The following is a 14,751-nucleotide window of genomic DNA, read 5'->3' as shown; positions in this document are numbered from 1 at the left end:
TGTTCTACGGCATCCGGGCATAGGCGGGAAGGGTCAGGAACTCGGCGAAGTCGTCGTCGAGCGCCACTTCCTTGAACAACGCCGTGGCCTGGCCGAACAACTTCTCATTGTACGCCGGCTCCTTGGACGCCTGCTCCAGCTCCTCCGCGATGATCCGCTCGACCAGCTCCTTCGTCACCCGCTCGCCCGTGTCGGCCAGCGTGATGTCGTTGTGGATCCACTGCCAGATCTGCGAGCGCGAGATCTCGGCCGTGGCGGCGTCCTCCATGAGGTTGTGGATGGCCACCGCGCCCGAGCCGCCCATCCACGCGGCCAGGTAGCGCAGCGCGACGTCCACGTTGTTGCGCAGCCCGGTCTCGGTGATGTCGCCCGGCGTCTCGGAGACCGACAGCAGGTCGGCGGCCGTGACGGCGACGTCCTCGCGCAGCCGGTCGAGCTGGTTGGGCCGCTCGCCGAGCACCCCGTCGAAGACCTCCTGGCAGATCGGCACCAGGTCCGGGTGCGCCACCCACGACCCGTCGAACCCGTCGCCCGACTCGCGCGTCTTGTCCGCCCGCACCTTCTCCAGCGCCACCGCGTTGACCTCGGGGTCGCGGCGCGAGGGGATGAACGCCGCCATCCCGCCGATCGCGTGCGCGCCGCGCTTGTGGCAGGTGCGCACCAGCAGCTCCGTGTACGCGCGCATGAACGGCGCCGTCATCGTCACCGCGTTCCGCTCCGGCAGCAGGAACTCCCGCCCGCGGGTGCGGAACTTCTTGATCACGCTGAACAGGTAGTCCCAGCGGCCCGCGTTGAGCCCCGCCGAGTGCTCGCGCAGCTCGTAGAGGATCTCCTCCATCTCGAACGCGGCCGGGTAGGTCTCGATGAGCACGGTGGCCCTGATAGTGCCGTGCGGGATGCCGAGCAGCGCCTGCGCGCGGGTGAAGACGTCGTTCCAGAGCCGCGCCTCCAGGTGCGACTCCATCTTCGGCAGGTAGAAGTACGGGCCCTTGCCCTTGTCGAGCTGCCGCTGGGCGCAGTGGAAGAAGTAGAGGCCGAAGTCGAACAGCGAGGCCGACACGGGCCGGCCGTCGACGTTCGCGTGCTTCTCGTCCAGGTGCCAGCCACGCGGCCGGACCACGATCGTGGCCAGCTCGTCGTCCGGGCGCAGCGCGTAGGACTTGCCGCCGGTCTCGAAGTCGATCGCGCGGTCGAGCGCGTCGCGCAGGTTGAGCTGGCCGGCCACGCAGTTCTCCCAGAGCGGGGAGTTGGCGTCCTCGAAGTCGGCCAGCCACACCTTCGCGCCGGAGTTGAGCGCGTTGATGGTCATCTTCTTGTCGACCGGGCCGGTGATCTCGACCCGCCGGTCCTCCAGACCGGGGGCCGGGGACGCGACCTGCCAGTCGCCCTCCCTGATCTCCTTCGTCTCGGGCAGGAAGTCGAGGGTGCCGCCCGCCGACAGCTCCGCCTGCCGCGCCTGCCGGGCCTCCAGCAGCTCCAGCCGCCTGCCGTCGAACTCCCGGTGGAGCGCCGCCACGAAGTCGAGTGCCTGCGGGGTGAGGATCTCGTCGAACCGGTCGAGCCTCGGGCCGGTGATCTCCATAGGACCTCTTTTCCGCTATGTGGAAATTGGATTCTGGATTGTGGAAGTGACGCTACTCTGCCCCGCCTTCAGGGTCAAAGACCGGGGGTCACCCGGGGCGTCTTAGGGGACATCCCCGATGGGCGCGGGCGACTCGCCGGGGAAAGATCGATCCCATGAGAACGATCGCGATCGCGGGCGGCCTGCTGGCCGGTGCCGCGCTGCTGACCGGCTGCGGTCTGGACGCCGTCGCCGGTCCCACCAATAAGGACACCGTGTCGTACGAGGTGACCGACCGGGTCACCGAGCTGCGGCTCGACGGCGCCTCCGGCGATGCCGTGATCACCGAGACCGACGGCGCGGCCGTCCGCGTCACCGAGACCCTGCGCTGGCGCGGCGACTCCAAGCCCAAGCCCGAGCACAAGGTCGAGGGCGGCGCGCTGGCCCTCTCCTACACCTGCCCGTCGAGCCTCGGGAGCTGCGGCGTCGACTACCGGATCGAGGTCCCCAAGGGGCTCGCCGTCGACCTCGACAGCGGCTCGGGCGACATCACGCTGCGCGGCCTCAGCGGGAACGTACGGGTGCACGTGGGCTCCGGCGACGTGGACGCCGCCGACCTGACCGGCAAGAACGTCGTGGCCGACTCCGGCTCGGGCAACGTCGAGCTCAAGTACGCCACCGCCCCCGTGAGCGCCCAGCTCAAGGCCGGTTCGGGAGACGTCACGCTGTTCGTCCCCGACGGCGCCTACGACGTGACGACCGACGTGGGCTCGGGCGACGCGACCGTGTCGGTGAAGAAGGACAGCTCCTCCCCGAACAAGATCAGCATCAGGACCGGGTCGGGCGACATCAGCGTGTCAGCGGGATAACCAGGTGCTTACCAGGGGGATGTCGTGCCACCATCGGGGAAGACATCGAGGTGTCCAGACGTTTCCCTCATAGAGATGACACGAATGCACAAAAACACCGCACTCGACGAGTTCGAGACCACAGGCTTCGACACCGGCGAATTCGACCTTGAGGAGCGTCAGGCGCTGCGGCGCGTGGCGGGCCTCTCCACCGAACTCCAGGACGTTTCCGAGGTCGAGTACCGGCAGCTGCGGCTTGAGCGGGTCGTTCTCGTCGGCGTCTGGACCTCCGGCACCGCCGAGGACGCCGACAACTCCTTGCTGGAGCTCAAGCTCCTCGCGGAAACGGCCGGCTCCCAGGTGCTCGACGGTCTCATCCAGCGGCGCCAGAAGCCCGACCCCGCGACCTACATCGGCTCGGGCAAGGCCCTTGAGCTGCGCGACATCGTGGAGTCGACCGGCGCCGACACCGTGATCTGCGACGGTGAGCTGACCCCTGGCCAGCTCCGCCAGCTTGAGGACACGGTCAAGGTCAAGGTCATCGACCGCACGGCGCTGATTCTCGACATCTTCGCCCAGCACGCCAAGAGCCGTGAGGGCAAGGCCCAGGTCGAGCTGGCTCAACTCCAATACCTGCTGCCCAGGCTGCGGGGCTGGGGTGGCAACCTGTCCCGCCAGGTCGGCGGACGGGCGGCCGGCGGCGTCGGCATCGGCGGTCGCGGCCCCGGTGAGACCAAGATCGAGCTGGACCGCCGCCGCATCCGCGAGCGGATGGCCAAGCTCCGGCGGCAGATCGGCGGCATGTCCACCGCGCGCGACACCAAGCGTCACACGCGCCAGCGGCGCGAGGTCCCGGCCGTGGCCATCGCCGGCTACACCAACGCCGGCAAGTCCTCGCTGCTCAACCGCGTCACCGGCGCGGGCGTGCTGGTGGAGGACGCGCTGTTCGCCACCCTCGACCCGACCGTGCGCCGCGCCCGTACGCCCGAAGGCAGGCTGTTCACGATCGCCGACACCGTCGGCTTCGTCCGCCACCTGCCGCACCAGCTCGTCGAGGCGTTCCGCTCCACGTTGGAGGAGGTCGCCGACGCCGACCTGATCCTGCACGTGGTCGACGGCTCGCACCCCGACCCCGAAGGGCAGCTCGCCGCCGTACGCGAGGTGCTGGCCGACCTCGAGGGTGTCTCCGCCATCCCCGAGATCGTCGTGGTCAACAAGGCCGACGCGGCCGACCAGGAGGTCCTCGACCGCATCACGCGGCGCGAGCGGCACAGCATCGTGGTCTCGGCGCGCACCGGCAAGGGCATCCCCGAGCTCATGGAGCTCATCGAACGGGAGCTGCCGCGGCTCGACCACGAGGTGCACCTGCTGGTGCCGTACGAGCGGGGCGACCTGATCTCGCGGGCCCACAAGGAGGGCGAGGTGCTCTCCGTGGACCACGTCGAGGACGGCACGGTCCTGCACGCGCGCGTGCTGCCCAGCCTGTTCCAGGAGCTGGAGCGGGTGGGCAAGCCGGTCGAGCGCGTTTCGTAGAAGCACTTTCACGATTCACCCGGGACGCCCCACCGTACTGCGGTACGGTGGGGCGGTCCGATTGTCGGGCACGTCACGGCATGGCTGGGGAGGCCTTGCCGCAAAGCGTGCAGACTTGCCCAAAAGCGGCAGTGGTCCCTGAAGCCCTGGTATTGCTACGATTGGCCAGACCTGACGTAGGTCTGCTGTCTTGGCTGAGGTGCGGCTTCCGGGTTTCGGATGATGACTCATGGTGTCGAAGTCATCAACGGGGGCCGCGTGAACGAGGTGGGGCTGGGTGACGGTGGGGATGACTGGTCTTTCTTCCGAATAACCCTGTACACCGGCCCGATATGTGAAATAACGTAACTGAACTGAAATCGCCGGATCATGACTCTGGCGATACGGTCACCGCACAACAGACGCGGATGAGAGCAGGAGACCCCCCATGTCGTCCGGACCCGGAGCGGACTCAGTGGGCGCGGCACAGGCCGTGCGCTGGGCCATGCGCTCGCGCGGGGGCTCGCGCAGGGCGGTGATGCGGTGACCGTTCGGCTCCTGACCAACATCGGCCGCCTCTGGACCGGCAACGAGGTCCTCAGCAACGCGGCCATCCTCGTGCACAACGACCGCATCGCGTGGGTCGGGCGGGCGCCCGACCTGCCGCAGAGCGTGCCCGGAGTCGTCGACGACATCGTCGACGTCGACCACGTCGAGAACCTCGGCGGCGCGCTGGTCACCCCCGGCCTCATCGACGCCCACACCCACCCCGTCTACGCCGGCAACCGCTACGCCGAGCTGGCCATCCGCACCGGCGGCTCCAGCGCCGCCTCGATCACCGCGGCGGGCGGCGGCGTCGGCTCGACCGTCACCGTGACCCGCGGCACCGACCCGTGGACCCTGTGCAACGGCGTACGCGAGCGGCTGCGCGGCTGGCTGCTCAGCGGCACCACCACCGTCGAGGCCAAGACCGGCTACCACCTCACGCGCGACGGCGAGCTCGCCGACGTGCGGCTCCTGCGCGAGCTGGAGAAGGAGCCGATGATGCCGCGCGTGCACGTCACGTTCCTCGCGGCGCACGTCGTGCCTCCCGAGTACTTCGGCCGCCAGCGCGAATACGTCGAGGCCGTGGGCGCCTGGTGCGCCGACGCGGCCGCGGCCGGCGCCGACAGCGTCGACGTCTACTGCGACGAGGGCCACTTCACCACCGAGGAATCCCGCTGGGTCCTCGCCTCCGGCCGCAACGTCGGCCTGCTGCCGCGCATCCACGCCGGCCTCTTCGCCCGCCGCGGCGCCGTCCAGCTCGCCGCCGAGCTCGGCTGCGCCTCCGCCGACGGGCTGCACCACATGTCCGACGAGGACATCGCCATCATGTCCCGCTACGGCGTGCCCGCCGTGGTCTGCCCGGCCACCGCCCTCCAGCGCGGCCACCTCCCGCCGGTCCGCCAGATGATCAAGCACGGCGTGCAGATCGCGCTCGGCAGCGACCACAACCCCGGCTACTGCGGCATCACCTCGATGTCGCTGGTCATCGCCATGGCGGTGTCGGCGTTCGGGATGAGCGTCAACGACGCGCTGCGGGCCGCCACGCTGGGCGGCGCGACCGTGCTCGGCGCGCCCGACCGCGGCGTCCTCGCGCCCGGCCGCCTGGCCGACATCGTCCAGTGGGACGCCGACCACGAGGGCGCCTTCGCCTGGTCCTTCGGCCTCAAGCCGCGCCGCGTGTGGCGGGGTGGGACTCCGGTCCAGTAGTTAGTCTCGGGGTATGCCGTCTTTGCCCCGAATCGCCGTCGTCACCGATTCGACTGCCTGCCTGGCTGGTGGGGTGGACGGGGTGACGGTGGTCCCGATCACCATGATCGTCAGCGGCACCCCATACGACGACCCCACCTCTACCTCACCCTTGGGCTCCGCCTCGATTTCCACCTCCCCTTCGGTCCCGGCCTCCACCTCTCGTCCCTCGCCCGCCCGCTTCGCCGCCTGCTATGCCGCGCTCGCCGACTCCGGCGTCACTGGAATCGTCTCAATCCACTTATCAGCCGAAATGTCAGGCACCGTGGACTCAGCGCGAGCCGCCGCCCGTGATGCCCCCATCCCGGTCGAGGTGATCGACAGCCGCTCGATAGGGATGGGCCTCGGCTACCCGGTCCTGGCCGCCGCCCGCGCCGCCGCCGCGGGCGCGCCCCTGGAGACGGTGACATCGGCCGCCCGCCGCTGCGCCATGTCCACGCGGACGTACTTCTATGTCGACACCCTGGACAACCTGCGCCGCAGCGGCCGCATCGGCGCCGCCGCCCGCCTCCTCGGCTCCGCCCTCATGATCAAGCCTCTTCTCCACATCGTGGACGGCCAGATCTCCCTCCTGGAGAAGGTCCGCACCGCCACGCGCGCCATCGCCCGCCTGGAGGATCTGGCGGTGCAGGCGGCCGGCGACGAGCCCGTGGACCTGGCAGTCCAGCACCTGGCCGCCCGCCCCCGAGCCGAAGCCCTCGCGGAACGCCTCCGCAAGCGCCTCCCCGCCCTCGCCGACCTTCAGGTGGTCGAGGTCGGGCCGGTCATCGGCGTACACGTGGGCCCTGGCATGCTCGGCCTCACCATCACCCCTCACACCTCCTGAGCCGCCACACCTCCTGACCCTCCTCCCGACGGCACGGCACCCCATGCACCTTCTGCGCGTGGGCCTGTCGGGCATGGTCGGCCCTCGTAACGGCCTATGCAGCCCCGCTATCCACAGGCTCAACGCCCCACCGTCACCGCTATCCCCAGAACCCCGTTCGGCCCTTCACCTGGCCCGCAACAGTCCTACCGTCTGTGCCGTGCGAACCCCCGATCCGACCGCAGAACGAGCCATAGCCGAATCCCGGCTACGGTCGCTCATCAACCCTCCGCGCCGCCCCCGCCGTCTCTTCCCCTACCGCCGCACGCCCGGCCACTCCCCGCACAACCTCACAACCCTCATCACTCAGGACCAGGAGCTTGCCAAGGACCGCATACCCCGCACTCACCGCCACCACGACAACGGCCATCTCCACCCCACCGACTCACCTCCCCACATCCGCCGTTCCCGCGACGGCGCCGCCACTCTTGACAGCACTCCCTACGCCGCCACCCGAAACTCCGACCCTTTCCCCGTCCTCGACTCCGACGCCTTCCTCGCCATACGCGATGGCGGCCCCTCATACTCCGACCTCACCTCAGAAACCGTCGGATCTCCGTCCGCCACCGACGACGCCGACCAGCACGCCTTCCCTTCGCCGGACAGCGGCAACCAGCTCCTCGGATCACCGCCGCGCCACCCCAGCACCGCCGCCGCCTCCATCTCTTCCTCCTTCCAGGCATTCCGCGCCGCCCTGACCTCTCAGGCCCCAGTTCTCGATCCCGGCAGGCCGGGTCTCCGCGTGCTGCTCGCCATCGGAGCCCTCGCGGTGGCGGTCGCGGTCTACTTCGTCTGGCAATCACAACCAACCCCACAACCCCTGCCGCCTCCCACCCCGACCGCCCCCGCAACACCCCCCACGGCCACCGCCGCGACCAAACTGACCGTCCACGTCACCGGCAAGGTCCGCAAGCCAGGCGTCTACCTCCTCCCCGCAGGCACCCGGGTGGCCGACGCGGTGACAGCGGCCGGCGGCCCCTCCCGTACCAGCGCCACAGGGTCACTCAACCTCGCCAGACGCCTGATCGACGGCGAGCAGATCGTCGTAGGAGCCCCCGGAGCATCCGCTGCCGCCCTCGGTGCGAGCCCAGCAGACGCCGTCCTCGACCTGAACACCGCAACCACCGACCAACTCGAACAACTCCCAGGCGTCGGCGAAGTCCTCGCCGCCCGCATCGCCGAGTTCCGCAACGCACACGGCGGCTTCACCAGCGTCGAGCAACTACGCGAGGTCTCCGGCATAGGTCCACGCAAGTACGCGGAGATCAAGCCGAAGGTCCGCGTCTGACATGACCACGCCCAAAGGCCCTTCGCCAAGCCCACACCCAGCAGGCACGCAACCAACCGCCCCCGGACGACCCGAACCTGGATCAACTGACCCGCGGAGATCCGATCGGCGGCCAACTGATCCGGGGGAATCCGCTCCGCGGGGATCCGGACCGCGGGCAACTGTCATCACCACGCCCGCTGCACCCGCGCGCAAGCCCACGTCACGGCAGGACTCGCCAGACGCCCCCGACGGCGAGCACGGACCGAACAACGAGCACGAACCGATTGACGAGCAGAAGCCCTCCTGGCCCCTCATGCTGCCCGCCCTGGCCGCCTGGGCCAGCGCCTTGATCCTCCTGAGCTGCTCTGCCGCCGCAGGCATGCTCGTCGCTGCCGTCGCAACCGTGGCCGCCGGCACAACCGCCTGGCGCACCCGCCGCCGCACGCGCCGGAGGAGTCAGGACGCCACACGCCGCTCCACAAGTTCCACACCCCGGCAATCGCAAGCAGCCCAGGCGGGGACATGCACCATCGCCACCGAGCAGCACACATGGCGGAACATCGTCATAGCCTCGCTGATCGCCGCAGCCGCGTCCTCGGCCTCTGTCGCGCTCCGGATACACGCCCTCACCACCGGACCAGTAGCCGACCTTGCGGCCAGGAACGCGACCATCACGGCCCAGATCGCGATCACCGACGATCCGAGACGCAGACCCCAGCACCACCAAGGCCCACGAGAGTTCGCCCAGGACCGGTACGTCGTCCCGGCCACCCTGAGGACCATCCAGTCGCACCTCACCGGGAGCATCCGCAACCAGTCGGTCGACGTCCCCATAACCGTCTTCGCCAGCGGTCGCGCATGGGGCGACCTGCTGCCGAGCCAGCAGGTCGAGGTCACCGGCCGCCTCGCCAGACCCACCCCTGGCGACCTGGAGGCGGCGATCCTCCTTGTACGCGGACCGCCGCGCGTACTGACGGCTCCGTCGCCCCTCCAGAGCGTGGCCGGCAGTCTGCGGGCGGGCCTGCGTACCGCCGCCGACACGTTGCCTGCGGATCAGCGAGGCCTCCTGCCCGGCCTCGTGGTGGGCGACGTCTCCCGCCTGGACCCTCAGGTGTCGTCCGACCTCAAGGAGACCGGCCTGAACCACCTGAACGCGGTGAGCGGCGCCAACCTCGCCATCGTCGCGGGCGCGACGCTCGCGCTGTCCCGCCTGCTCCGGCTCTCCCTCCCCGTGAGAGCCGGTTTCGCCGCCCTTGCCATGCTCTGTTTCGCCGTGGTGGCCCGTCCGTCGCCGAGCGTCCTGCGAGCGCTCCTCATGGGGTTGGCCGCCTGCATCGCTCTGGCCACCGGTCGCGCCAAGGACGGGTTCGCGGCGCTCTCGGCGACCGTCCTGCTGCTGACGCTCTTCGCTCCCGGGCTGGCCCGTTCCTACGGCTTTGCCCTGTCGGTGGCGGCCACCGCCGGCATCCTGCTCATCGCCCCACGCTGGCGCGACCGCTGGTCACGGACGGCCGCGCACGAGGCGGACGCCGACGAGCGCCAAGATGCGCGACCGGGTGGCCGGCGACCGGAAGGCCGACGGCTTCTGCTGCCGCGCTGGCTGGCGGAGGCGGTGGCCGTCCCTGCGGCGGCGCAGGTGGCCGTGACGCCTGTTCTCGTGCTGATGTCGGGTCAGGTGACGCCCGTGGCGTTGCTCGCGAACCTGCTCGTCGCCCCGGCCGTGGCGCCGGCGACGCTGCTGGGGTTCGGGGCGGCACTCGTCGCGCCGCTCTGGCCGGACGCCGCCGCGCTGTTGGTGGTCCCCGCCGGGTACGCCGTCGGCTGGATCATCACGGTCGCCGGTCGGGCGGTCGATCTGCCGTTCGCCACGGTCCCGTGGCCGAGCGGGCTCGCGGGACTCGGCCTGCTGGCTGTCACCGCGGCCGTGGTGATGATCGTGCTTCGCCGTCGGGCCTGGCGCGTGCTGGCGTTGACCGTCGCCGGTGCTGCGCTGGTGGCGGTGCTGGTCGTCCGCCCGCTCGTGGGGGCATGGCCGCCGGACGGATGGCTCATGATCATGTGCGACGTGGGCCAGGGCGACGGCATGATCATCGCGGCTGGAGCCGGGCAGGGCGTGGTGGTGGACGCCGGACCGGACCCGGTCGTCATGGACAAATGCCTGCGAAGAGCCGGGATCAAGGACATACCGCTGCTCGTGCTCACTCATCCGCACGCCGACCACGTCAACGGTCTAGCGGGGGTGCTGAGGAACCGGCGGGTCGGCGCGGTGGTCGTCAGCTCGCAACGTACGAACCCGCAGGCGAGCACCCGTATCTCGGCCGACCTGGCACGCCGCCGCATCCCCGAATGGGCGGTGGCGCCGGGGACCGGTTGGCGGTTCGGGCCGTCGGAGGTGAGCGTCATCGCGCCCGAGGCCGGCGGAGGCCCGGCGCACGGGCAGGGGGAGGGAAGCACGATCAACAACGCGAGCGTGGTGCTGTGGGTGCGCTGGCGGGCGGGGTCGATGCTGTTCGGTGGCGATCTGGAGACCGAGGCCCAGGACGAGCTGTTACGTCGGCATCCCGTACGAGCCGACATCCTCAAGACGCCTCACCACGGATCGAACCGTCAGTCGCCGGCCTTTCTCGCCTCGCTGGGGGCACGGGCGGCGCTGATCAGCGTGGGGGCCGACAACGACTACGGTCACCCGGCACCGTCCACGCTCGCCCTGCTGCGGCGCATCGGCGTCACGCCCTACCGGACCGACCGATCGGGCGACCTCGCCGTGGTGGAGCGTGACGGCGGCCTGGCGATCGTCGCGAGGGGTGATCCCAGGGCACCGGAGGCGTACGGTCCGCGCCGCGATTACCACGGGGACCACGGGGACCACGGGGACCACGGGGACCACGGGGACCACGGGGAAAGGCTGCCCGGGGATGAGCTGAGGCACAGCCGCGCCTTAAGGAGACGGGCCACTTTCTGACACGCCTTCACCCTTGGTGCTCGGGTCAGACTGGCGGATCTCCCGGCGGTCCGCCTCGCCCCGTGGTTCTTGTGCCGGCGGAGATGCACCGCGTAAGCCGGGTGCCGGCGGAGATGCACCGCGTAAGCCGGGCGTCGGGTGTGAGGTTCGAGTACCGGGTTGTCGGTGGTGCATGGCATGCTGCCTGGCATGGCGGCAACCGATCCAGCACCTGTGACCCTCGTCCTCGGCGATGAGGAACTGCTGGCCGAGCGGGCGGTGAGTGGCGTGGTCGCGGCGGCCAGGGCCGTCGATCCGAGCGCCGAGGTGCACGACCTCCTCGGGGGCAAGGTGACGACAGGGGAGCTGACCCAGCTGACCTCGCCGTCGTTGTTCGGGGATCGGTCGGTGGTGGTGATCAGGAACGCGCAGGATCTGCCCAAGGACGTGATCACGGAGATCGTGACGTACGCCAAGCAGCCGTCCGACGACACCGTGCTCGTGCTGGCGCACCCCGGCGGGGTCAAGGGGAAGGCGCTGGTCGACGGGGTGAAGAAGGCCAAGGCCGCGGTGATCACGATCAACAAGGTCACCAAGGCCGGTGAGCGGCTCGACTTCATCAAGGGTGAGTTCAAGCGGGCCGGGCGGGGGATCGCGCCGGACGCGGCGCAGGCGCTGCTCGACGCGGTGGGCAACGACCTGCGGGAGCTGGCGGCCGCGTGCAGCCAGCTCGTGTTCGACACGGATGACAGGACGATCGGTACGGCTTCCGTGGCCCGCTACCACAAGGGGCGGGCGGAGGTCAGCGGGTTCAACGTGGCCGACTCGGCCATCGAGGGGCGGTTGGCGGAGGCGCTGGAGCAGCTCCGGTGGGCGCTCGGCACCGGAGTGGCGCCGGTGCTGCTGGTGAGCGCGCTGGCCAACGGGTTGCGTTCCCTGGCCAAGGTCGCCGGGGCACCGCGCAACGCGCGGGGGGCGCAGCTCGCCGGTCAGCTCGGCATGCCGCCCTGGAAGGTGGACCGGGTGAAGCGGCAGCTCAACGGGTGGGGGCCGGACGGGTTGTCGAGGGCCATCCAGGCGGTGGCCGACGCGGATGAGCAGGTCAAGGGCGGAGGAGCGGATCCGGCCTACGCGCTGGAGCACACGGTGCAGGTCATCGTGGCGAGCCGCACCGGCAGGTGAGCGGTTGGAGCCGCACCGGCAGGTGGTTGCAGCGAGCCGCCAAGGTAGGTGACCTCGGCTGCTGCTGCCGTCGCTGCCATTGTGGCTGTTGCTGCGTCTTCTGCCGCCGGCGGTCCAACTCGGCGGGCAGCTACTGGATGTTGCCGTAGGTGAGCATGTAGCGGCCCGGCGCACTGCCGTCGCTGGTGCTGCTGCTGGTTCTGTGTCCTCCCCCGCTGTGGCCGGTGCTTCTGGAGTGTGGGCCGGGCGGGTGGGGAGCTGTTTGTGTGGCTGGGTCGGGGAGCCCCTTTGCGCCGGGAGGGTAGGCCGGCGCAAAGGGGCGGGAAGGCGGACCGCCCTCAGGTCAGAGGCGCAGGCCCACCAGGAGCGGGTCGTGGTCGGAGGAGCGGAACGGGTCGGGGGCGTACAGGTAGGGCGGGTTGAACTCCGTGTTGTAGTCCATGAACCGGCCCTCGTCGGCGTTGATGTGCCAGATCGTGGCGCCGGTCACGAGCTTGCGTGCCCCCTTGTCGGCCAGTACGTGATCGAGCTCGCCGGACAGGCCCTCGAAGACGTAGCTGTAGCGGTCGTCCTTCTTGACGTGCTTCTTGCTCAGGCTGGTGAGCCCGGCGTCCTCGAGGACGTGGATGGGGTCCTCCTCGCCGTAGGCGTTGAGGTCGCCGAGGACGAGGGCGTTCGGCAGCCGCAGGTCGTCGATCAGAGCCAGCACCGCCCGGGCCTGCTTGACGCGCTTGGCGTTGTAGCAGCTCTGCCCGTCGCCCTGGTCGGCGTCGTCGCCGCTGGCGGTCTCGTCGCCGTCGGTGCAGCCCTTGGACTTGAAGTGGTTCACCAGCACGGTGAACGTCTTGCCCTTGCCGTCGGCCGCCCCGAAGGTCTGCACCAGCGGCGGGCGGTTGAAGATCGGGTCGGCCGACGACCGGGCCGCGCCGACCGGGGTCACCTTGCCGGGCTTGTAGATCAGCGCGGTCTGGATGAGGTCGGTGCCGGGGTTCGGGTGGGTGATGCCCTTGTAGGTGCCCGCGCCGGCCTTGGCGTTGAGCGCGTCGACCAGGGCGTTGAGCGCCACGTCGCCGTTGCGCTGGATCTCCATCAGGCCGGCCACGTCCGGGTCGAGCGCGGTGATGGTGGCGACCAGCTTGGCGAGCTGGCGGTCCCGCTCGGCGGCGTTGGTCGCGCCCCGGGAGCCGAGCGTGGTGAACCAGTTGAGGGTGTTGAGGCTCGCCACCCGTACGTCGCCGCCGACCTTCTCGGGCCGGGCAGGGCGCGGGTTCTCGGCGGTGAAGACCACGGGCCGGGTCGGCTGCACGCGGTAGACGTCGAAGCCGTAGCTGAGGACGCCGGTCAGGTCCTCGACCTCGTCGCCGAGCCGTACGCTCGCCGCGCCCTCGGTGTGGTACGGCAGCGTCGCCGGGTTCTGCGCGTTGGAGCCGTCGTCCAGCAGGATCGTACGCCGCGCGTCCTTCGCGGGGTCCACGCCCTTGCGGTCGGTCGGCTGCCACAGCCGCTCGTCCTCGGCGAGGGTGATCTCGCCGAACCGGCCGAGGTTGTAGACCTCGGAGGCGACGAGGTCGTCGGGGAAGGTCACGAGCATGTTCTCGTACCGCTCGAAGGTGACGTTCTTGGGGAGCGGCAGCTTCACCTTGACGGGCTTGACCGCGCCGGTGCCGCAGACGTTCACCGCGGTGACCGGCGAGAGCTCGGTGAGGCCGTTGAACTCGACGGCCTTGCCGGAGACGAGCACCCGGTCGCCGGGCTTGACGGGCGTGGACGTGAAGGCGAACAGGCCCTCGGAGGTCGCCGGGTCGGCGTCCGGGGTGAGGGACTGGAGGTAGAAGCCGCCGAGCCCGCCGGAGCCCTGGAAGGAGCCGGTGACGACGCCTTCCACCCGGACGTTCTGCCCGGCGAGCGGGCTGGTCTCGCCGTTGCCCTGCACCTGGGAGATGGGGTGCGTGGACGGGATGTCGCAGGTCTCAGGAGGCGTGGGCGTCACCGTGGGAGTGGGCGTCACCGTCGGCGTCACCGTGGGCGTCGCCGTCGGCGTCACCGTGGGGGAAGGCGACGGGTCGGCGCCGCAGGGCGCCACGGCTGTGGCGGAGTTGCGCGGCGCGGGGGCCGCGACCTCGAAGTCGGCGCCGTTGTCGTCGGTGTCGGCGCAGCCGCCGCTCCTGCGGAAGGCGGCGGTCGCGTTGGTGAGCGCGGGTGCCGGGGCGCCTTCGGAGAAGTTCGCGCTGCCGTACCCGACCAGGTCGGCGAGCAGTGCGAGCTGCTCGGCGGAGCAGGGCGCGGTGGAGCCGTTGCAGGCCAGGCCGGTGGCGGAGCGGACCAGCGCGACCTTGCCCGCGCTGCCGCTCATGTTGATCGAGCCGGTGCTGTCGGGCTGAGGGAGCGCGGCGCTCGGGGTGTTGCCCGCCGCGAGCTGCACCAGGTGGTACTGGCCGGGGGCGAGGGTGCCGGAGAGCGCGGCCGTGTTGGCGGCGAAGTTCCCGGTGCCGGTGGCGCTGGTGTACTGAACGGACCAGCCGTCCAGCGGCACGGGGGCGTCGCTCCGGTTGAACAGTTCCACGTAGTCGTTGGTGAAGGGGGCGCCGGAGTTGCCGCCTCCGCCGTAGACCTGGCTGATGACCACGTTCGCGGGAGCCGCGGACGCGGAGGTCGCGGGCAGGGCGGCGAACGTGGCGGCGAGGGCGCCGGCCGCTAAGAGGATCGCCGGGACCCGGGGCTTTGCATGCATGTCGGCGAGCGTAAACCGACAAACCACCAGAACCCTATGTAAAGAGTAGA

Annotated in this window: 9 protein-coding genes; 7 read left to right on the top strand and 2 right to left on the bottom strand. The window is 70.4% G+C overall.

All coding sequences use genetic code 11. The features are described 5' to 3' along the window. Positions 1 to 4: 4 nt before the first annotated feature. A complete protein-coding gene (gene aceB, locus BMW85_RS21190; protein ID WP_091083852.1) occupies positions 5 to 1,582 on the bottom strand; it encodes a malate synthase A in 1,578 nt (525 codons plus the stop codon). A 155-nt stretch (positions 1,583 to 1,737) separates the two neighbouring features. Between aceB and BMW85_RS21185 the strand changes: the two genes are divergently transcribed. The 7 genes from BMW85_RS21185 to holA all read left to right on the top strand — a co-directional run bounded on the left by BMW85_RS21185 (position 1,738) and on the right by holA (position 11,970). Further along, on the top strand, positions 1,738 to 2,430 hold the full coding sequence (locus BMW85_RS21185; RefSeq protein WP_091083849.1) for a DUF4097 family beta strand repeat-containing protein: 693 nt from the start codon (positions 1,738 to 1,740) through the stop codon (positions 2,428 to 2,430). Between the two features lie 84 nt (positions 2,431 to 2,514). Continuing rightward, positions 2,515 to 3,942 carry a GTPase HflX gene (hflX, locus tag BMW85_RS21180; protein WP_091083846.1) on the top strand — a complete coding sequence of 476 codons (1,428 nt, stop codon included), beginning with the start codon at positions 2,515 to 2,517 and terminating at the stop codon, positions 3,940 to 3,942. Positions 3,943 to 4,464: 522 nt separating this feature from the next. Then, on the top strand, positions 4,465 to 5,673 hold the full coding sequence (gene hutI, locus BMW85_RS21175; RefSeq protein WP_020541796.1) for an imidazolonepropionase: 1,209 nt from the start codon (positions 4,465 to 4,467) through the stop codon (positions 5,671 to 5,673). 13 nt (positions 5,674 to 5,686) lie between these two features. Next, complete coding sequence (locus tag BMW85_RS21170; RefSeq protein WP_091083842.1) at positions 5,687 to 6,538, top strand: DegV family protein; 852 nt, start codon at positions 5,687 to 5,689, stop codon at positions 6,536 to 6,538. 199 nt (positions 6,539 to 6,737) lie between these two features. After that, the gene (locus BMW85_RS50420) at positions 6,738 to 7,865 is read left to right on the top strand and encodes a ComEA family DNA-binding protein (RefSeq protein WP_245774970.1); all 1,128 of its coding nucleotides are present in this window, start codon (positions 6,738 to 6,740) and stop codon (positions 7,863 to 7,865) included. A 385-nt stretch (positions 7,866 to 8,250) separates the two neighbouring features. Then, positions 8,251 to 10,809: a ComEC/Rec2 family competence protein gene (locus BMW85_RS21160; RefSeq protein WP_245774969.1), complete on the top strand. Its 2,559-nt coding sequence runs from the start codon at positions 8,251 to 8,253 to the stop codon at positions 10,807 to 10,809. Positions 10,810 to 10,998: 189 nt separating this feature from the next. Beyond that, positions 10,999 to 11,970 carry a DNA polymerase III subunit delta gene (gene holA, locus BMW85_RS21155; protein ID WP_091084129.1) on the top strand — a complete coding sequence of 324 codons (972 nt, stop codon included), beginning with the start codon at positions 10,999 to 11,001 and terminating at the stop codon, positions 11,968 to 11,970. A gap of 343 nt (positions 11,971 to 12,313) precedes the next feature. Here the strand turns inward: holA and BMW85_RS21150 are convergent, their stop codons facing one another. Next, positions 12,314 to 14,701 carry an ExeM/NucH family extracellular endonuclease gene (locus BMW85_RS21150; RefSeq protein WP_091083840.1) on the bottom strand — a complete coding sequence of 796 codons (2,388 nt, stop codon included), beginning with the start codon at positions 14,699 to 14,701 and terminating at the stop codon, positions 12,314 to 12,316. Positions 14,702 to 14,751: the final 50 nt, after the last annotated feature.

Origin of the sequence: Nonomuraea wenchangensis (assembly GCF_900111685.1) — a bacterium.
Taxonomy (GTDB): Bacteria; Actinomycetota; Actinomycetes; order Streptosporangiales; family Streptosporangiaceae; genus Nonomuraea; species Nonomuraea wenchangensis.
The sequence above is the reverse complement of the archived record's forward strand: the minus strand, read 5'-3'. Positions and strand labels throughout refer to the sequence as shown.

Bases quoted from the DNA above. Each gene is read 5' to 3' on its own strand.
- aceB (WP_091083852.1), bottom strand. From the start codon at position 1,582: ATGGAGATCACCGGCCCGAGGCTCGACCGGTTCGACGAGATCCTCACC.
- BMW85_RS21185 (WP_091083849.1), top strand. From the start codon at position 1,738: ATGAGAACGATCGCGATCGCGGGCGGCCTGCTGGCCGGTGCCGCGCTG.
- hflX (WP_091083846.1), top strand. From the start codon at position 2,515: ATGCACAAAAACACCGCACTCGACGAGTTCGAGACCACAGGCTTCGAC.
- BMW85_RS21170 (WP_091083842.1), top strand. From the start codon at position 5,687: ATGCCGTCTTTGCCCCGAATCGCCGTCGTCACCGATTCGACTGCCTGC.
- holA (WP_091084129.1), top strand. From the start codon at position 10,999: ATGGCGGCAACCGATCCAGCACCTGTGACCCTCGTCCTCGGCGATGAG.
- BMW85_RS21150 (WP_091083840.1), bottom strand. From the start codon at position 14,701: ATGCATGCAAAGCCCCGGGTCCCGGCGATCCTCTTAGCGGCCGGCGCC.